Annotated in this window: 15 protein-coding genes and 1 tRNA gene; 8 read left to right on the forward strand and 8 right to left on the reverse strand. The window is 76.5% G+C overall.

What is annotated here, in order from left to right; genetic code table 11:
- Positions 1-28 precede the first annotated feature (28 nt).
- On the reverse strand, positions 29-853 hold the full coding sequence (locus tag ANAEK_RS04640) for a MerR family transcriptional regulator (RefSeq protein ID WP_012524993.1): 825 nt from the start codon (positions 851-853) through the stop codon (positions 29-31).
- 79 nt (positions 854-932) lie between these two features.
- Here ANAEK_RS04640 and ANAEK_RS04645 point away from each other — a divergent pair, with 79 nt between their 5' ends.
- Both ANAEK_RS04645 and ANAEK_RS04650 read left to right on the forward strand, forming a co-directional pair.
- Positions 933-3146, forward strand: coding sequence for a DNA polymerase ligase N-terminal domain-containing protein (locus ANAEK_RS04645; protein WP_012524994.1), 2214 nt, complete (start codon positions 933-935; stop codon positions 3144-3146).
- Positions 3147-3360: 214 nt separating this feature from the next.
- Positions 3361-3699 carry a hypothetical protein gene (locus ANAEK_RS04650; RefSeq protein WP_012524995.1) on the forward strand — a complete coding sequence of 113 codons (339 nt, stop codon included), beginning with the start codon at positions 3361-3363 and terminating at the stop codon, positions 3697-3699.
- Between the two features lie 18 nt (positions 3700-3717).
- On the opposite strand, the gene ANAEK_RS04655 is transcribed toward ANAEK_RS04650, so the two are convergent.
- The gene (locus ANAEK_RS04655; RefSeq protein WP_012524996.1) at positions 3718-3987 is read right to left on the reverse strand and encodes a hypothetical protein; all 270 of its coding nucleotides are present in this window, start codon (positions 3985-3987) and stop codon (positions 3718-3720) included.
- Positions 3988-4050: 63 nt separating this feature from the next.
- Here ANAEK_RS04655 and ANAEK_RS04660 point away from each other — a divergent pair, with 63 nt between their 5' ends.
- Positions 4051-5352, forward strand: a complete 1302-nt coding sequence (locus ANAEK_RS04660) for a mechanosensitive ion channel family protein (protein ID WP_012524997.1) — start codon at positions 4051-4053, stop codon at positions 5350-5352.
- 68 nt (positions 5353-5420) lie between these two features.
- Here the strand turns inward: ANAEK_RS04660 and ANAEK_RS04665 are convergent.
- A tRNA-Ala gene (locus ANAEK_RS04665) sits at positions 5421-5496 on the reverse strand.
- Positions 5497-5601: 105 nt separating this feature from the next.
- Here ANAEK_RS04665 and ANAEK_RS04670 point away from each other — a divergent pair.
- From ANAEK_RS04670 to xrtE, 3 genes are all read left to right on the forward strand, one after another.
- The gene (locus ANAEK_RS04670; RefSeq protein WP_012524998.1) at positions 5602-7866 is read left to right on the forward strand and encodes a tetratricopeptide repeat protein; all 2265 of its coding nucleotides are present in this window, start codon (positions 5602-5604) and stop codon (positions 7864-7866) included.
- Between the two features lie 218 nt (positions 7867-8084).
- The gene (locus ANAEK_RS04675; protein ID WP_012524999.1) at positions 8085-8585 is read left to right on the forward strand and encodes a hypothetical protein; all 501 of its coding nucleotides are present in this window, start codon (positions 8085-8087) and stop codon (positions 8583-8585) included.
- Between the two features lie 10 nt (positions 8586-8595).
- Positions 8596-10242, forward strand: a complete 1647-nt coding sequence (gene xrtE, locus ANAEK_RS04680; protein ID WP_012525000.1) for an exosortase E/protease, VPEID-CTERM system — start codon at positions 8596-8598, stop codon at positions 10240-10242.
- Between the two features lie 16 nt (positions 10243-10258).
- On the opposite strand, the gene ANAEK_RS04685 is transcribed toward xrtE, so the two are convergent.
- From ANAEK_RS04685 to ANAEK_RS04695, 3 genes are all read right to left on the reverse strand, one after another.
- A complete protein-coding gene (locus tag ANAEK_RS04685) occupies positions 10259-10954 on the reverse strand; it encodes a response regulator (RefSeq protein WP_012525001.1) in 696 nt (231 codons plus the stop codon).
- Positions 10951-12543, reverse strand: a complete 1593-nt coding sequence (locus ANAEK_RS04690; RefSeq protein ID WP_012525002.1) for a DUF4118 domain-containing protein — start codon at positions 12541-12543, stop codon at positions 10951-10953. Before ANAEK_RS04690 ends, ANAEK_RS04685 begins: the two co-directional genes overlap by 4 nt.
- 82 nt (positions 12544-12625) lie before the next feature.
- Positions 12626-12928: a hypothetical protein gene (locus ANAEK_RS04695; protein WP_012525003.1), complete on the reverse strand. Its 303-nt coding sequence runs from the start codon at positions 12926-12928 to the stop codon at positions 12626-12628.
- A gap of 143 nt (positions 12929-13071) precedes the next feature.
- On the opposite strand from ANAEK_RS04695, the gene ANAEK_RS04700 reads away from it, so the two are divergent.
- Together ANAEK_RS04700 and ANAEK_RS04705 are read left to right on the forward strand one after the other, a co-directional pair.
- On the forward strand, positions 13072-15114 hold the full coding sequence (locus ANAEK_RS04700; RefSeq protein WP_012525004.1) for an APC family permease: 2043 nt from the start codon (positions 13072-13074) through the stop codon (positions 15112-15114).
- Positions 15115-15239: 125 nt separating this feature from the next.
- Complete coding sequence (locus ANAEK_RS04705; protein ID WP_012525005.1) at positions 15240-16457, forward strand: glycosyltransferase; 1218 nt, start codon at positions 15240-15242, stop codon at positions 16455-16457.
- A 64-nt stretch (positions 16458-16521) separates the two neighbouring features.
- On the opposite strand, the gene ANAEK_RS04710 is transcribed toward ANAEK_RS04705, so the two are convergent.
- Together ANAEK_RS04710 and ANAEK_RS04715 are read right to left on the reverse strand one after the other, a co-directional pair.
- Positions 16522-16923, reverse strand: coding sequence for a four-helix bundle copper-binding protein (locus tag ANAEK_RS04710; RefSeq protein WP_012525006.1), 402 nt, complete (start codon positions 16921-16923; stop codon positions 16522-16524).
- A gap of 197 nt (positions 16924-17120) precedes the next feature.
- The gene (locus ANAEK_RS04715) at positions 17121-17516 is read right to left on the reverse strand and encodes a hypothetical protein (protein WP_012525007.1); all 396 of its coding nucleotides are present in this window, start codon (positions 17514-17516) and stop codon (positions 17121-17123) included.

A 17516-nucleotide genomic window follows, 5' to 3' on the forward strand; every position in this document is an offset into this window, starting at 1 on the left:
TCCGCGACCGCCCCGTCGTGGCGCGGGTCTAGCCGCGATCGCGGGCCGCGTCGAGGTGCCGCCGGGCATCCTCGGCGCGGCCCAGCCGCGTGAGCAGCCGCGCCGCGGCGCGGTGCGCGTCCGGGAGCGCCGGGTCGGCCTCGATGGCGCGGGCGCACGCGAGCAGCGCCTCGTCGAGGAGCCCCTGGGCCTCGAGCGCCGCGGAGAGCTCCACCCCCGCGCCCGCGCGCAGCGCCGGATCCTCGAGCGCGCGCCGGAGGTGCAGCTCCGCCGCGCGCGCGTCGCCGTCGTCGCGCAGCAGCAGCCGTCCCAGGTGCAGGTGGGCGCCGGCGTGGTCCGGCTCGACCCCGAGCGCCTGCCGGTACGCGGTGCGCGCCTCGGCGGGCGCCACGTCGTGCAGGTCGCGGCCCCAGCGGAACCACGCCTCGCCGTCGAGCGGCCGCAGCCCGCGCCCGCGCCGGGCCGCCGCCCGCACCAGCGGCGCCACGCGCCGGGCCAGCTCGCCGATCTCGAAGTCGAGCAGCACCTGCCCGGTGTCCGGGTGCCACCGCGCGCCGCCGTCGCGCACGACCACCCGCCCGCCCTCGGCGGCCACCTGGACCGACGCGAGCGGGCGGCCCTCGGGAAGCTGCGCCGCCAGCCGGCGCAGCGCGCGCCGCACCCGGGCCGGCCGGAGCCGCGCCTGCACCAGCCCGGCCGCCGCGCGCAGGAGGACGAGGTCCTGGAACGAGAAGCGCAGCGCGTTGCCCGGACCGCGCCGCGCCGCCACGAAGCCGGCGCGCGCGAAGCGCCGGACCTCCGCCGGTGGGAGGCCGAGCATGCGGGCGACGTCGCGGGTGCGGTAACCCCACATACGTCCGCGGAGGTTCGCACGCCGCGGCGGCTCTGGGAAGCGCGGGCCCCGGGAGCGTCCGAGGGCTAGATCAGCTGCGGTGCCCGACCGGCTGGAGCGATACCGCGCCATGCGCGACCCGGGCCGGACGCCGGAGCCGTTCGGCGGCGGTGCGCCCGGCGAGGACGGCTCCGGTCCGGCGCGGGCGTTCGTCGTCCAGAAGCACGCGGCCCGTCGCCTCCACTGGGACTTCCGGCTCGAGCTGGGCGGGACGCTGCGGAGCTGGGCGGTGCCGAAGGGCCCCTCCGCCGATCCCTCCGACCGGCGCATGGCCATCGAGGTGGAGGATCACCCGGTCGAGTACGCGGACTTCGAGGGGATCATCCCCGCGGGCAACTACGGCGCAGGGGCGGTGATCGTGTGGGATCGCGGCGGGTGGTGGCCGGTGGGCGATCCCGAGGACGGGCTGGCCCGCGGCAAGCTCGTGTTCCGCCTGCGCGGCCACAAGCTGCGGGGAGAGTGGACGCTGGTCCGGACCCGCGCCGGGGACGGCGGGAAGCGCCAGTGGCTGCTCCTGAAGCACCGCGGCGATCCGTTCGCCGGGCCGGGGCGGCCGTTCCCGGAGGCGTCCGTGCTCTCGGGGCGCACCGTGGAGGAGCTCGCGGCCGGCACGAGCCGCGCCGAGGCCGCGGCCCGCGAGGCCGCGCGCCTCGGCGCGCCGGCGCGTCCGCTCCCGCGGCGAGGGCCCGCGCCGATGACGCCCGGCGCGCGCCGGACGCCGTTCGACCGCGCGGGCTGGCTGTTCGAGGTGGCGCAGGGCGGCCAGCGCGTGTCGGCGCGCCGCGAGGGCACCGGGGCGGTGCTGCGCTCGCCGCAGGGTGAGGACCTCGGGCCGCGCTTCCCGGAGGTGGCGCTCGCGGTGGCGCTCCTGCCGGGCGATCCGGTGCTCGACGGCGAGCTGGTGGTGCTCGACGAGGAGGGGCGGGCGTCGGCGGAGGCGCTCGAGGCTCGCCTCCGCACCGGCGCGAGCGCGGCCGCCGGCGCCGCGCTGGAGCGGCCGGCGACGCTGTTCGCGTTCGACCTGCTGGCCCTGGGTGGGCGCGACCTGCGCGGGCTGGCGCTCGCCGACCGCAAGCGGCTGCTCGCGGAGGTCGCGCCCGCGGTCGGCTCGGTGCGCTTCGCCGGCCACGTCGAGCGCGAGGGGAGGGCGCTCCACCGCGAGGCGGCGGGCCGGGGCCTCCCCGGCGTGCTCGCGCGGCGCGCCGCGGCGCCGTACCGGTCCGGCCGATCCGCCGACTGGGTCCTCGTCCCCGCCGCCCGGAGCCCGGCCCCGCGCCCGCCCGCGCCGCGGCCCCGGGGCGACGCGCCGGCGGCGACCGGCGCCGTCCCGGTTCAACGCACCGTGAACGTGACCCACCCGGAGAAGGTCTGGTTCCCGGAGGACGGGATCACGAAGGGCGAGCTCGTCGCGTACCACCGGGCCATCGCGCCGTTCATGCTGCCGTACCTGGCCGATCGTCCGCTGGTGCTCACCCGGTTCCCGGACGGCATCCACGGTCGGAGCTTCCTGCAGGAGGACGCGCCGGCGTGGCGGCCGCGCTGGCTGCGCGCGGCGACGGTGCACGCGGGGGAGGGGGGCCGCACCCTCGATCACCTCGTGGTGGACGACGCCGACGGCCTCGCCTGGCTGGTGGACCAGGGCGCGATCCCGCTCGACGTGCTGGCGGGCCGCGCCGGCGCGCTGGAGCGGCCGGACTGGTGCGTGCTGGAGCTCGACGCGGGCGACGCGCCGTTCGCGCAGGTGGTGCGGGTGGCGCGCGCGCTCCACGCGCTGTGCGACGCCGCCGGGCTGCCGAGCCACGTCAAGACCACCGGCGAGCGGGGGCTGCACGTGCTCGTCCCGCTCGGCGGGCAGCTCACGCACGCGCAGGCCCGCACGCTGGCCGAGCTGCTGGCGCGGACGGTGGAGGCCGAGCTGCCGGACCTGGCGACCACCGCCCGCACGGCCGCCGCGCGCGGCGGCCGCGTGCACCTCGACCCGCTGCGGAACGGCCACGGGACGGCCATCGCGGCGCCGTACACGGTGCGCCCGAGGCCGGGGGCGCCGGTGTCCACGCCGCTGCGCTGGAGCGAGGTGACCGCCCGCCTGGACCCGGCGCGGTTCACCGTGCGCACGGTGCCTGCGCGCGCGGCCCGGCTCGGACGCGATCCGCTCGGGCCGGTCCTGACCGAGCGCCCGGACCTGCTGCGCGCGCTCGCGCGCCTGCGGGCGCGCCCGGGTGCGGCCGGCCGGCGCGCCGCGCGCCGTCCGTGACGCGCCGCACGCCTGGGGATGCGACCCGCCGCCGCGCGCGCCGCCTCGTGGTGCCGGCGCGCATGTGGGGGCAGGTGGCCGAACCCCGCCCGGGGGGCGACTTTGCGGCAATGTGGCGTCCGACGCGCAATCGTTCGCGCAAACAAAGGGCGAAGGGAGCGTGGACAATCAATGCGGATGGACTATGTTTCGTCCACACCCGAGGGAAACGCCCATGCCGAGACCCGCCCGCGAGACCTCCATCGACGCCATCATCCGCGAGACCGCCGACCGGGTGGTAGAGCGGATCTCCGCCGCCATCGCCCGGCAGGTCGGCGAGCTCGTGCAGGACGGCATCCAGCGCGAGATGGCGGCCGGGCGCGCCGGGCGGCCGGCGCGCTCCAGCCGGCGCCGCGTCGAGATCACCCGCTGGGTGGCCGACGCCCGCGCGCGGCGCGTGCCGAACTTCGTCATCGAGGCGACCGGCCTCGACACCAAGAAGAAGATCGTGGCCCGCTTCGGCGAGAACGCGGCGTTCGAGAAGGGCAAGCCGCTGCCGCGCGCCCGCGCCTGACGCCCGGCGTCGATCCGCTCAGCGTCGGACGAGGCCCTGCACCAGCCCCGCGCGCTCGAGCGCCTCGACGCCGCGGTCCGCGTCGGGCGCGTCCACCCAGAACCCGACCCCCTGGCGGCGCGCGCGGAACGCGCTCGGCGGCGCCAGGTCCTCGGTCTCGGCGCCGTACTCCAGCCCGGCGCCGTCGAGCGCACGCTCCACCTCCTGCGCCTCCTCGAGCCGCGCGGCCAGGTAGACGCGCACGATCTCGGTGCCCTCCTCGAAAGCCTCCATCGGGATGCGTGCCATCCGGTTCCTCCGGCGCCAATGTAACCCGCCGCGCCGGGCGCGCCCGCGCTATCCTCCCCCGCCATGACGCGATCCTCCCTCGCCCTCGCCCGCGCCGCCGCGCTGGCGCTCGCGGCCGTGCTCGCCGCGCCCGCCGCCGCGCAGCCGGGTGCCGCCGCCGGCGCCCCGCCCGCCGCGGCGTCCCCCCGCGACCCGGCCGCGCCACCGGCGCGCGCGCCGCGCGTGGAGGTGCGCGTCGAGCCCGAGCCGGAGGCCCGCCCGTTCTTCGAGGCGCACCTGCCGGCGCCGCTCCGGGAGCGCGGGCCGCGCGGCCTGCTCTGGTGGCAGTGGCTGGCCATGCCGGGCGTGGTCCTGATCGCCGTGACGCTCGGCTCCGTGCTCGGGTGGCTCACGCGCAAGGGCCTCGGCCACCTCGCCGCGCGCACCCGCACCACCTGGGACGACCTGCTGCTGCAGCGCATCGCCAGCCCGCTCACCGCGCTGTGGGCGGTCGGCCTGGTCACCGCGATGCTCCCGTGGCTGGTCCTGCCGGACGGCGCCGCCACGGTGGTGCACCACCTGCTGCGCGCCGTCGCGTTCCTGGTGGTGTTCTGGGGCGCCTATCGCTCGGTGGGCGTCGCGTTCCAGGCCATGGCGCTGGCGCCGCGCACCGCCACGAACCCGGGGCTGGCCGCGTTCCTGCCGGTCGGCCGCAAGATGGCGAAGGCGGCGGTGGTCGCCATCGGCCTCATCTCGGTCCTGAACGAGCTCGGGTTCCAGGTCGCGAGCCTGCTCGCCGGCCTCGGCATCGGCGGCATCGCGGTGGCGTTCGGCGCCCAGAAGACCGTGGAGAACCTGTTCGGCTCGGTGTCGATCGGCGTGGACCAGCCGTTCCGGCAGGGCGACTACGTCAACGTGGAGGGCGTCACCGGCACGGTGGAGTCGATCGGCATGCGCTCCACGCGCATCCGCACGCTGGACCGGACGCTCGTCACCATCCCGAACGGGAAGCTCTCCGAGATGCGCAGCGAGACCTTCGGCGCCCGCGACCGCATCCGGCTCTCGCTCAACCTCGGGCTGTCCTACTCGACCTCGGCCGCGCAGATGCGCGAGGTGATCCGCCGGGTGGACGCGCTGCTCCGCGCGCATCCCAGGGTCCACCCCGACGGCATCGGCGTGCGCTTCACCGCGCTGCTCGACTCGACGCTCAACGTGGAGGTGCTGGCCTGGTTCCAGACCACCGACTGGAACGAGTTCTGCGAGATCCGCACCGAGGTGCTGCTGCAGATCATGGAGGCGGTGGAGGGGGCGGGATCCTCGTTCGCGTTCCCGACCCGCACCGTCCAGCTCGTGTCGGAGGGCGGCGCCGATCCGGCGCGCCGGTAGGAGGGGCACGCAGGCGGCCCTCCCCGCAAAGACGAAGGGCCCGGCGTCGCCGCCGGGCCCTTCGAGATTGGTGGAGCTGATCGGGATCGAACCGACGACCTCTAGAGTGCGATTCTAGCGCTCTCCCAGCTGAGCTACAGCCCCACGAAGACTTCCCCGAGGTCAGGGGACGCCTTCTCTAGCGGTTCCGGCGGGGGGGTGTCAAGCACCGTCTGCCCCACCGGCCTCGATGCTATCTTGGTCTCCCCCATGCGCACGCCTGGAAAGCCACTCACGCCCGCCGAGCTGTCGGCGCTCGAGCACGCCTTCGCCTCCGACCCCGGCTCGGACGCCTATCGTCCCTTGACCGAGGCATACCTCGCCGCCGGTCGCTTCATGGAGGCGATGGTCGTCTGCAAGAAGGGCGTGAAGGCGCACCCGGACGATCCCGCCGCCAAGGTGCTGCTGGCGCGCGTCTACGCCGAGCAGGGGAAGGACCGCAAGGCGCTCGAGGAGCTCGGCGCGGTCCTCGCGGCCTTCCCGACCTTCGCGGCGGCGAACCAGCTCGCCGGCGTGCTCCACCTGCGGCTCGGCGAGCGCGAGGCGGGCGAGGCGGCGCTGCGCCGCGCCGCCGACGCCGCGCCGAACGATCCGGAGATCCGTGCGCTGCTGGAGAAGCACGGGGTCGGCCCCGCGGCGCCCGCCGCGCCGGCGGCGCCTCCGCGGCCGGCCGCGCCGGCGGCGGCCGCAGGGGGGCCACCCGTCGCCCCGCGCGTCGCCGCGCCGGGCCAGCGCCCGCCTGCTCCCCCGCCGGTCACGGCGCAGGCGCCGGCGGCGGCTCCGCGCGAGCGATCGGAGGAGGTGCCGCTGCCCACCCCGCCGCCGGCGCGCGCGAGCGGCGCCGCGTACGCGCAGCAGCTCGCCGAGAAGTACGGCACCCAGACGTTCCAGATCCCGCACGCGCGCCAGCAGCCGAAGCGCGCCGGGCGCGGGCCCATCGTCGCCACCGTGGCGCTCGCCGCCGCGCTGGCCGTCGCGCTGGGGGGCTGGGCGCTGTACAGCAAGGCGCGCAAGGAGCGCATCGAGGCCATCGACCGGCTGCTCCGCGAGACGCGCGAGCTCGTGGATCGCGACGCCTACGCCGCCTACGGCGAGGCCGCGGCGAAGCTCCAGGAGATCCTGAAGCGCGACCGCGACGCGCTCGCGGGCCACGCGTTTCTCGCGTACGTGGACGCGATCCGCTGGGCCGAGCACGGCGACGGCGACGCGGTGCGCGACGAGGCGATGCGCCACGTGGACGCGGCGCGAAAGCTCGGGCGCCACTCGCACCTGGTCGCGGCGGAGGCGTACCTGCGCGCGAGCTCGGGCGACGCGGCCGGCGCGAAGCAGGCGCTCGACGCGGTGCTGGGCGGCGAGGACGGCTCGCAGAGCCCGTTCCTGCTCGCGGTGCTCGGCGCGGTGCAGCTGCGCGCCGGCGATCTCGACGCCGCGCGCGACGCGCTCACCCGCGCGCAGAAGGCGAACCCCGGCGACGCGCGCACCGCCTGGCTCCTGGCCGAGCAGTTCCGGCGGCGCGGCGAGGGCTACGAGCTGCAGGCGTCTGGCTACTACGACTACGCGCTGCGGATCCAGAAGGAGCACCTCCCGTCGATCCTGGGCAAGGCGCTGGTGGTGCTCGGCCGCGGCCAGCTCGACGAGGCGGCCCGCGCCGCCGCGCTGGTCCTCGCGCCGCAGGCCGGCGCGTCGAAGCCGCAGCAGGCGCTGGCGCACGCGGTGCGCGCCGGCGTGCTCGCCGCGCACGGCAAGGCCGCCGAGGCGGCCTCGGAGGAGCAGGCCGCGGCGAAGCTCGACCCGGCCAGCCCGGAGATCCCGTGGCTGGTGGGGCAGCGCAAGCAGCGGGCCGGCGACGCCGCCGGCGCGGTGGAGGCGTTCCAGCGCGCCGTGTCGCTCGACGACCGCCGCGTGTCGCTCTACGCCGACCTGGTGCGGGCGCAGCTCGCGCAGGAGGGCGGCGCGCAGCGCGCCCTGGAGACGCTGAAGCGGGCCGTGGCGCGCGTCGGCGAGAGCCCGCGGCTCGCGCTGCTGCTCGGCGACGCGTACCGCGCCGCGGGCGACGCCGACCTGGCGCGGGGCCAGTACGAGAAGGCCATCGCGCTCGGCAAGCCGTTCCCCGACGCGCGGGTGGCGCTGGCGCGGCTGCACCGCGACCGCAACAACGTGCCCGGCGCGCTGGTGGAGCTGACGCAGGCCATCGACGAGTACGGCCAGGGCGGCGCCGGCGGCGCGGCCGCCGCCTACGTCGAGATGGCGGACGTGGAGCGCGCGCGCGGCGCGCGCGCCGAGGTCGTGGCCGACCTGTACCGCAAGGCGCTCGACAAGGACCCCGCGAGCTGCGAGGCCCTGTGGGGCGCCGGCAAGCTCGAGCACGACGCGAACAAGCTGGCGGACGCGAAGACCAAGCTGGGCACCTACGCAAAGCTCTGCCCGCGCGGGCCGCACGCGGCCGAGGCCGCGCGCCTGGCGGGCGGGAACTGATCGGGTCGTCCCTCCGCAGGCGCACGCGATCGCGCGCCTTTCTCCGGGTGTAACCCGGCGCCGCGCCCCTGCGCGCACCCGTACGGTGGGTGATACGCGGGAATGCTCCGGGGCGCGCAGCCCCACCCGCTGTCGCTCGCGTTCGGGATTGTGCCGGCGACGTGCGGGATCCAGACTCCCCGTACTGGCGCCACCGTGGGCGCCCGGGGGATTCAGACATGCGGTTCTCGTTCGTGCCGCTGGGAGCGTCCGCAGTCGCTGCGCTGCTGCTCTGGTCCGGGGATGCAACGGCGCGGGAGAAGTTCCGGCCGGACGGCGCCAGCCGTTCGGATCCGGTCGCCGACCGCGCCGGGCGTACGGCGCCGGCCGATCCCGGGGTGCCGTCCGTGCGCGAGCCGCTCGCCGGCGACGCGCAGGGCGAGGCGCCCGCCGGCGATCGCGCCGGCGAGCAGGGAGAGCAGAACGGCGTCGGTCACCACAACGGCGGCGACCACGGCAGCGGCGTCGGCCAGGGCAACGACGGCACCCAGGGGACCGGCGGTGGATGGGGCTCCGGCGGGGTCGGCGGCGTCGACGTGGGCGGCGGCAACGCGGGCCACGGCGGCGGCGGGGAGTCGGGAGGCATCGGCGTCCCCGAGCTCGATCCGTCCGCGGCGGGCGTGATCGCCGCCCTGGTCGCCGGCGGCGGCATCCTGCTGGCGCGCCGCCGTCGCCGCTGAGCACGGCCGCATGAGCGCGGGCGCGGGCGTCGCCGCGAGGTCCTGCGGCCGCGGCCTGCGCGTCGCGCGGCTGCGGGGGGGCGTCCGATGGACGGTCCCGGCGGTGATCGTGGCCGCGGAGTACCTCGGCCTGTCGCTGCTCGTCGACCTGCCCATGGCCGGCCCGGCCATGACCCTGGTCCGGCCCCTGCGCATGCTCGGGCCGGTGCTGTTCGGCGCCGCCGCCGCCGGCTGGCTCATCGCCCGCGGCGAGTCGCGCGGCGGAACGGGTGCGGCCCCGCTCCCGCCGCTGCCGGCCTGGCGGCCCTGGCCCACGCTCGCGCTCCAGGCCGGCGCCTACGCGGTCACCGCCGCGACGGCGGTGGCGCTCCTCCGCCCCGGCGCGCCCCCGCCGTCCCCCGCGGGCATGGCGGGGTTCATCGCCTGCGCGGCCGCCACGGGCCTGCTCGCCCTGCGCGCTGCCGCGCCGCTCGGGTGGCTGCTCGCCGCGCTGGCGCGGCGCTGGCTGGCGCCGCTGGTGGCGCTCTCGGTGGGGCTGCTCGCCTGGCGCGCGGCGTCGGCGGCGGAGGGGCTGTGGGGAGCGCTCACGGCGGTGACGCTGCACGCGGCCGGCGCGCTGGCGTCGGCGGCCGGCGCCGAGATCCAGGTGGACCCGGCCCGCAGCGTGATCTGGGCGAGCGGGCTGCGCATCGAGATCGCGCCCGTCTGCTCCGGCGTCGACGGCATCGGCCTGGTGGTCCTGTTCCAGGCGGTCTGGATCGCGCTCGCGCGCGAGCGGATCCGGTGGGAGCGGGCCCTCGTCCTCCTCCCGCTCGGCGCCGCGGCCGCGCTCGCCGGCAACGTGCTGCGGGTCGCGGCCCTGACGCTGCTCGCGGCCGCGGGTCGCCCGGACCTCGCGTTCGGAGGCTTCCACTCCAAGCTCGGCTGGGCGTTCTTCATCGCCATCGCGCTCGGCAGCGTGGCCATCGCCGAGCGGTCGCGGTGGCTCGCTCGCCCCGCCGACGCGGAGGGCAGCGCGGCCGCCGGCGTCCCGCCCGGCGCGGGCGCGTACGCGGCGCCGTTCGTGGCCACGCTCGCGACCGCGCTCGCCACCTCGATGCTCGCGGGCGACGGCCTCGACCGCCTCTACGGGCTCCGCATCGCCGCGGGCGCCGGCGTCCTGCTCGCGGTCCGCCGGCGGCTGCCGGTGGCGGCGCTCGCACCCGCGCTGCTGCCGATCGCGGCCGGGCTCGCGGTGGGCGCCGCGTGGGTCGCGCTCGCCGGCGGCGACGGGACGGCGATCTCCGAGGGCCTGGCGCGGATGGGCCCGGCGGAGCGCGCCGCGTGGATCTCGGCGAGGGTGGCCGGCGCTTGCCTGCTGGTGCCGGTGGTGGAGGAGCTCGCGTTCCGCGGGTTCCTGCTGCCCTGGCTGGTCGCGCCCGGCTTCCGGGACGTCCCGCCGCGCGCCTGGAGCTGGCCGGCGGCGCTCGGGTCCTCGCTCGCGTTCGGCGCCATCCACTCGGAGTGGCTGCTCGGCGCGGCGGCGGGCCTGGTCTTCGCCGGCGTGCGCCGCTGGCGCGGCCGCCTCGGCGACGCCGTGCTGGCGCACGCGGTCGCGAACGCCGCCATCGCCGCCGCGGTGCTGGGCGCCGGGCGCTGGGGGCTGTGGGGCGGGTGAGCGGCCCCCGCTTCCGTCAGTCGACGCGGTCGCGCAGGCGGTACCCGACGCCCGGCTCCGTCATCAGCAGCCGCGGCCGGGCCGGCTCGTCCTCGAGCTTCTTGCGCAGCTCGGCCACCTGGACGCGGACGTAGTGCGCCTCGGTCGCGTTCGGGCCCCACACCTCGCGAAGGATCTGGCGGTGGGTCAGCACCTTGCCCGCGTTGCGCGCGAGCATCGCGAGGACCCGGTACTCGGTGGGCGTGAGCCGCACCTCGGCGCCGCTGCGCGTGATCTCGCGGCGGGCGAGGTCGATGCGGAGCGGCCCGACCTCGACCACCGGAGGCCCATCCGGCGGCGCCTGGGCGTGCCGGAGCGCCACCCGGAGGCGCGCCAGGAGCTCGTTCACGCCGAACGGCTTCGTCAGGTAGTCGTCGGCCCCGGCGTCGAGGGCGGTCACCTTGTCCTCCTCGCGGCCGCGCGCCGACAGCACGATGATCGGCGCGCGCGTCCACTCGCGGAGCCGCCGGGCGAGGTCGATCCCGTCTCCGTCCGGGAGCCCGAGGTCGAGGAGGAAGACGTCCGGGTTGTGGCCGGGCGCGAGCTGCTCCGCCTCGGCGACCGTCCCGGCCTCCTCGATCCGGTAGCCGTGCGCGGCCAGCGCCGCGCGCAGGAAGCGGCGCACCGGCGCCTCGTCCTCGACGACGAGCACGAGCGGGCCGCCGCCGGTCACGGCCCGACCCCTCGCTCCGGCAGGCGCTCGCTGGGGGGCTCCGGCGGTGCGGCAGGAGGCGTCCCGACGGGCAGGGTCAGGCGGAACACCGCCCCGCCGCTGGCCCGGTTCGCCGCCGTGAGGCGGCCCCCGTGCGCCTGGGCGATCGCCCGCGCGATGGGGAGCCCCAGCCCGACGCCTCGCACGCCGGGACGGGCGGCCCGCTGGAACCGCTCGAATATGCGCTCCTCCTCGCCCTCGGGGAGGCCGGGGCCGCGATCGGCCACCTCGATCGCGACCGTCCCGCCCTCGCGGACGGCGCGGACCGCGATCTCGGATCCCGGCGGCGTGTGCTTGGTCGCGTTCTCGAGCAGGTTCACGAACAGCTGCTGGACCAGGATCGGGTCGACGGAGAGCAGCGGGAGCTCGTCCGGGATGGCGACGGCGACCGGGCGCCCCGCGAGCGGCCGCTCCAGGCGGTTCATGGCGGCGCCGACCACCTCGGTCAGCGGGACCCACTCCCGCTTCGGCTCGACCGCGCCCCCCTCGAGGCGCGTCATGTCGAGGAGGTTCGAGACGAGCCGCTCGAGCCGCTCCGCCTCATCGACCACCGTGGCGGCCAGGTCCCTCCGGATCGCCGGATCGTTCACGCCGTCGTCGAGGAGGAGCGTGGCGGCGCCGGTGATGGCGGCGAGCGGGGTCCGGAGATCGTGCGAGACGGAGGACAGCAGGCCGCTGCGCAGCTCCTCCGTCCTGGCCCGGAGCGCGGCCCGCCGCGCCTCGTCGGCGAGGCGTACCCGGTCCAGCGCGACGGCGGCGTGCCGCGCCAGCGCCTCGACGAGCTCCTGCTGCTCGCCGCCGAGGCTGCGCTCGTTCCCGGGCCGCAGCGCGATCACCGCCAGGACGTCGCCCCAGGTCCGGAGGGGGATGCAGAGCACGGACTCGCCCGGGAGCGCGTCGGTGCCGCAGCCGGCGGGACGTCCGTGCTCGGACGCCCACCGGGCGGCGGCGAGCTCGCCGGTCCCGAGCGACTGGCCGGCGGGCGCGGTAGCCACCGCCTCGAGCGTGTCGCGATCCCGCGCCAGGAGGAACAGCGCCGCGCAGTCGAAGGCCTCCGCGACCGCGCGCACGCACGCGGCGCCCACCTCGGTCGAGTCCATCGCCGCCGCCAGCTCCTTGCCGAGCGCGTACACCGCGGCGGTGCGCCGCTCCCGGACGATCGCCTCCCGCCGCTGCTCGCGGAGCCGCAGCGTGAGCGTCCCGATGACCACGCCGACGCCGAGCATCATCGCGAACGTCAGGATGTAGCGGGCGTCGGCGACGTCGAGGGTGAACGGGGGCGGGACGAAGAAGAAGTCGTAGCAGACGACCGCGAGCGCGGCGGCGAGGATGGAGGCACGGCGGCCGCTGGTGAGCGCCACCACCATCACGCCCAGCAGGAACAGCATCTCGACATCGGGGACGTGGAGGAGCGCGCGCGCCGCCGCGGCCAGCGCGGCGGTGGCTCCGATGACGCCTGCCGCGCGCAGGTACTCGCGCGCGGGCGTCCCGACGTCGGGCGTCCGCGCCGGGCGGCGGTCCGGGTCTGCTCGCTCGGGCGCTGACGTCATGTCGGGGGCCCCCGCTCGATCCGCCGCTCATCAACGCTCGCGGCGCCAGGCCCGTCAAGCGCGACCCCGGGTGGCGGTGGGTTCACGCAACGTGCTCGGAGCGGTCCCGGCGGCGGCGCCGCTTCCCTGCGCGGATCGCCGAGCCGGCCGAGGCCCACAGGTGGCGTCCGGTGAACAGGGCCCCGGCCGCCGCCAGCCCCAGCTCGCCCGGCGTCCACTGGCCGAAGTGGGCGGCCGCGCCGACGAGGGGCAGGCACGCGATCGCGAAGAGAACCCCGATGAGGAGCAGGTCTTCGAGCGTCCCCTCGTCGCCGGGGACGGGCACGTCGGCCCGAGGCCTGCCGTGGGCCGCGACGGCGTGGAGTCGGGGGGTGACGGTGGCCATGGCCGCTCCCTTCGCCACGAGAGCCTAGCCCGGCCGGCATCAAGAAGGTGTCAAGGTGACGGGGCGCCTTCTTGACGTTCCGTTGACATCCGCCGGTCGAGTCTTGATGTCGCGGCGACACGCGTGGGCGGCAAGCTGCGGGCATGCCAGCCACCCCGGGAACGACGCCGGAGGAAGGGGCGCGCGCGCCGGGATCCCTCGGGCCGCCGCGGCGGTCGCTCGCGCGGCTCCGGACGCTCGTGTTCGGCGCGCCGAGGGACGTCCAGGATCCGCGCACCCACCACTCCATCTCGCTGGTCGCGATGCTCGCCTGGGTCGGGCTCGGCGCCGACGGGCTGTCGTCGTCCGCCTACGGTCCCGACGAGGCGTTCCGCGCGCTGGGCGACCACCGCTACCTCGCGGTCGCGCTCGCGCTCGCCACCGCGACGACCGTGCTCGTCATCGCCGTCGCGTACTCGCAGATCATCAAGCGCTTCCCGTTCGGCGGCGGCGGGTACGTCGTCGCGACGGAGCTGCTCGGCCCGCGCGTGGGCGTCGTCTCCGGCTCCTCGCTGCTGGTCGACTACGTCCTCACGATCTCCGTGTCGGTGGCCTCCTGCGGCGACGCGATCTTCAGCTTCCTCCCTCGGGGGCTCGAGGCGTGGAAGCTGCCGGTCGAGGCGCTCGTGATCGGCCTCCTCGTCGTGCTCAACCTGCGCGGCGTGAAGGAGTCCGTCACGATCCTCGCGCCCATCTTCGGCCTCTTCCTCGTCACGCACCTCGTCCTGATCGTGGGCGGCGTCGGCGCGCACCTCCCGGACGTGCCGCGAGTGGCCGGGGAGGTGGGCCACGAGTTCCGCGCGGGCCTGGCCGAGCTGGGCGCGGTCGGGCTGCTCGCCGTCTTCGTCCGCGCCTACTCCATGGGCGCCGGGACGTACACCGGCATCGAGGCGGTCTCCAACGGCATCCAGATCATGCGCGAGCCGAAGGTGCACACCGCGAAGCGGACCATGGCGTACATGGCGGTCTCGCTCGCCTTCACGGCCGGCGGCATCCTGGTCTGCTACCTCCTGTTCCGCGTCGCGCCCGAGGAGGGCAAGACGATGAACGCGGTGCTGCTCGATCGCTTCGCGGGCGGGTGGAGCCTGCCCGGCGTTCCGGTCGGCCGGGGGTTCGTGGTCGTGGCGCTGCTCGCCGAGGCCGCGCTGCTCGTGGTCGCCGCGCAGGCCGGGTTCATCGACGGGCCGCGGGTCATGGCCAACATGGCCCACGACTCGTGGCTGCCGCACCGCTTCGGCCAGCTCTCGGACCGCCTCACCATCCAGGACGGCGTCCTGCTCATGGGCGGCGCCTCCCTCGCGACCCTGCTCTGGACGCGCGGCGACATCCTGCACCTCGTCACGATGTACTCGATCAACGTGTTCGTGACGTTCTCGCTCTCGCAGTTCGCGATGCTCCGCTACTGGCGGCGGGCCCGCGCGAGCGGGCGACGGCGGGGCCTCGCGATCCACGGAGTCGCGTTCGTGCTCTGCCTCGCCATCCTGGTGGGGACCGTCTACGAGAAGGGTGCGCAGGGGGGCTGGATCACCATCCTCGTCACCAGCCTGGTGGTGGGCCTGTGCCTCGCCATCCGTCGCCACTACCGCAGCGTGCAGGCGAACCTGAAGCGGCTCGACGACATCCTCGAGGTGCTGCCGCCGCACCCTCCCGGCCCGCACCCCGTCCTGGATCCGAAGGGCCCGACGGCCGTGCTGCTCGTCGGCGGCTACGGCGGCCTGGGCGTGCACGCGCTCCTCACCATCCAGCGGACCTTCCCCGGCCACTTCCGGAACTTCGTGTTCGTGTCGGTCGGCGTCATCGACGCCGCCTCCATGAAGGGGATCGAGGAGGTGGACCGGGTCCGGCTCCGGACCCAGGCGGCGCTCGAGCAGTACGTCGCGCTCGCGCACCGGCTGAAGCTCGCGGCGGATCTGCGGATGGAGATCGGCACGGAGGCCGTCAGCGTGGCCGAGAAGCTGTGCCTCGAGCTCGCCCGCGAGTACCCGCGGAGCGTCGTGTTCGCGGGCAAGCTGGTGTTCCAGCAGGAGCGCTGGTTCCAGCGGCTGCTGCACAACGAGACGGCCTACCAGCTCCAGCGCCGCCTCCAGCTCGGCGGGCTGAACGCGATGGTGCTGCCCGTCCGCGTGCTGGCGCCGGCATCGCCCTGAACCCGGCCGCCGCGTCGTCGCACGGCGCGGCCCTCCTCCGACCGCCACTCGTCACGTCGCCGCCGCGCGTTCGCCACCGGCGTGCGCGAGCCTGCGCGTGCGCCCGGAGCGCGGAGGTGGCCTGCATGGAGTGGCTCTCGAACGTCCTCCTGGTCGGCGCCGCGGTGGGGATCGCGGCGGTCGCGACGCAGCACCTCGTGCTGTGGCGGCACGTGCGGCAGGCTCCGCGCGTGCCGCTCGGCACCCCGGGGGTCTCGATCCTGAAGCCGCTGTGCGGGGTGGAGGACGGGCTTGCCGCGAACCTGGCCGCCTTCGCGGTCCTCGACTACCCGGACTACGAGGTGGTGCTCGGCGTGCGCAGCGAGGCGGACCCGGCCTGGCCGGTCGCCCGCTGGGCCGCGCGGCGCTGGCCGGAGCGGTACTCGGTGGCGGTGCAGCGCGGCGAGCCGGGGCTGAACCCCAAGGTGAACCAGCTCGCCACGCTGGGCGCGGCGGCGCGCCACGACGTGCTGGTCGTGTCGGACTCGAACGTGCGCGTGGAGCGCGGGTACCTTCGCGAGATCGTGGCCCTGCTCGAGGACGAGGCGGTGGGCCTGGTGACGCACCCCATCGTCGGCGCCGGCGCGGAGACGCTCGGTGCGCTCATGGACGACCTCCACCTCGCCGGCTCCATCACCCCGGGCGTCCTCGCGGCGAAGCGGCTGGCGGGGCGCGACATCGTGGTGGGGAAGTCGATGGCGCTCAGGCGCGCCGACCTGCGCGCGCTGGGCGGCTTCGCGGCGGTGAAGGACGTGCTCGCCGAGGACTACGTGCTCGGGCGCATGGTCGGCTCGGTCCTGGGCAAGCGGGTCGCGATCGCGGTGCGCCCGATCCGCAACGTGGGCGGCCGGCGCAGCGTGGGCGGGTTCGCGGCCCGGTATCGCCGCTGGGCCGTCCTCCAGCGGCAGGCGGCCGGAACCGGCGCCTACGCGGCGCAGGTGCTCCTCAACCCGGTGCTCCTCGCCACGCTCGCGGCCGCCGCGGCACCGTCCGGCAGGGCGCTGGCCCTGCTGGGCGCCACCGCCGCGGCGAAGGCGGCCCTCGATGGCGTCGCCGCGCGCGCGCTGCGGTCCGGCGGCTTCACGCTCGCGCAGCTCGCGGTGGTGCCGCTGAAGGACCTGGTGTTCGGTGCGGCCTGGGCCCACGGCCTCTTCCGCCGCGACGTCGTGTGGCGCGGCACCCGGCTGCGGGTCGGGCCGGGGACGCGCATCGACGAGGCGGACGCGCGCGCCGTGCCGCCGACGGCGGCCGCGGCGGCCACCGGGCTCGACGACCCCCCGCCGCTCGCCGACGCCGTCTCCTGACGCACGTCGCTGAACCGTCGCGGGCGCCGCGCGAAGGATCCCGCCGCGCGGCGGCCGCCGTCGCTCAGTGCCGGGCGGACATCTGGCGGCACGCGTCGGCGCAGGACCGGCACGCGTCCGCGCACGCCTTCATCTGCGCGTCGCCGCCGAGCTCCTCGCACGCCTCCTCGCACGCCTTGCAGATGTCCGCGCACAGCTCGCAGTGCCGGGCGTGGAACGCCGACTCCCGCGACATCATCGCCGCGCTCATCCGGCAGCTCTCGGCGCAGTCCACCATCACCTTGACGAGGTCGGCCGCCGCGTGGCGGCCGCCCTTCCGCAGGCAGTGCGCCAGCGTCTGCTCGCACACGCTGAAGCAGGAGAGGCACTCCTGGATGCAGCGCTGCATCTGCTCGCCCATGTGCCCGAAGTGCGGCGTCCCCTGGTACGCCGCCTGGAATCCCTGCGTGCCCGTCGTCGTGGCCATCGTCGTCCCTCCCTGGAAGAGAGACGAACGATGGCCACGCGACGCGGGGCGTTCAACGACGCCGGTGGACGGGCGGGCGCCGCGGCTGCGGGCGTGCATCGGGGCGGGCGCCACCGCCTTCGCGTGACCGGGCAGCGACGCGGAGTTCGCCCGTCTTGCGCGTTCCCCCCTGCCGCGCCGTGCGGCCAGGGGGTCCCTCACCGCGTGGCGCCCTGCGGCGGCGCGGGGACCGACCGCACGACGGTGGCCCAGATGTGCAGGTGCGTCACCTCGGCTGCCTGGCTCTCGAGCCGATCGTCGACGATGACCGCGTCGCCGCCGAGCGCGCAGGCCTTCTTCCGGAGCTCCGCATAGCCGTCGCGCTCGAGCAGCGCGCGCCCGCCGAAGAAGAGGTTCTTCGCGATATGCGTCTCGATCTTCCCCACGATCTCGAACGGCGCCGCCGGCTTCGAGTCCTTGAAGAACGCGATCTCGCAGTCCTCGCGCTTCGCCGCGAGGCCCGGGCCGACCGGGTCCACCTTGCTGGTCGTCGCGCAGGCAGCGAGGAGGAGCGCGCACGACGGCAGGAGCCGCACCACGTTCACCCGAGGCAT

This window comes from Anaeromyxobacter sp. K, assembly GCF_000020805.1.
GTDB classification, from domain to species: domain Bacteria; phylum Myxococcota; class Myxococcia; order Myxococcales; family Anaeromyxobacteraceae; genus Anaeromyxobacter; species Anaeromyxobacter dehalogenans.

Coding starts and splice junctions, on each gene's coding strand:
- ANAEK_RS04640 (WP_012524993.1), bottom strand. CDS start 853: ATGTGGGGTTACCGCACCCGCGACGTCGCCCGCATGCTCGGCCTCCCA.
- ANAEK_RS04715 (WP_012525007.1), bottom strand. CDS start 17,516: ATGCCTCGGGTGAACGTGGTGCGGCTCCTGCCGTCGTGCGCGCTCCTC.
- ANAEK_RS04655 (WP_012524996.1), bottom strand. CDS start 3,987: ATGGCACGCATCCCGATGGAGGCTTTCGAGGAGGGCACCGAGATCGTG.
- ANAEK_RS04675 (WP_012524999.1), top strand. CDS start 8,085: ATGCGGTTCTCGTTCGTGCCGCTGGGAGCGTCCGCAGTCGCTGCGCTG.
- ANAEK_RS04710 (WP_012525006.1), bottom strand. CDS start 16,923: ATGGCCACGACGACGGGCACGCAGGGATTCCAGGCGGCGTACCAGGGG.
- ANAEK_RS04705 (WP_012525005.1), top strand. CDS start 15,240: ATGGAGTGGCTCTCGAACGTCCTCCTGGTCGGCGCCGCGGTGGGGATC.
- ANAEK_RS04660 (WP_012524997.1), top strand. CDS start 4,051: ATGACGCGATCCTCCCTCGCCCTCGCCCGCGCCGCCGCGCTGGCGCTC.
- ANAEK_RS04700 (WP_012525004.1), top strand. CDS start 13,072: ATGCCAGCCACCCCGGGAACGACGCCGGAGGAAGGGGCGCGCGCGCCG.
- ANAEK_RS04650 (WP_012524995.1), top strand. CDS start 3,361: ATGCCGAGACCCGCCCGCGAGACCTCCATCGACGCCATCATCCGCGAG.
- ANAEK_RS04695 (WP_012525003.1), bottom strand. CDS start 12,928: ATGGCCACCGTCACCCCCCGACTCCACGCCGTCGCGGCCCACGGCAGG.
- xrtE (WP_012525000.1), top strand. CDS start 8,596: ATGAGCGCGGGCGCGGGCGTCGCCGCGAGGTCCTGCGGCCGCGGCCTG.
- ANAEK_RS04670 (WP_012524998.1), top strand. CDS start 5,602: ATGCGCACGCCTGGAAAGCCACTCACGCCCGCCGAGCTGTCGGCGCTC.
- ANAEK_RS04690 (WP_012525002.1), bottom strand. CDS start 12,543: ATGACGTCAGCGCCCGAGCGAGCAGACCCGGACCGCCGCCCGGCGCGG.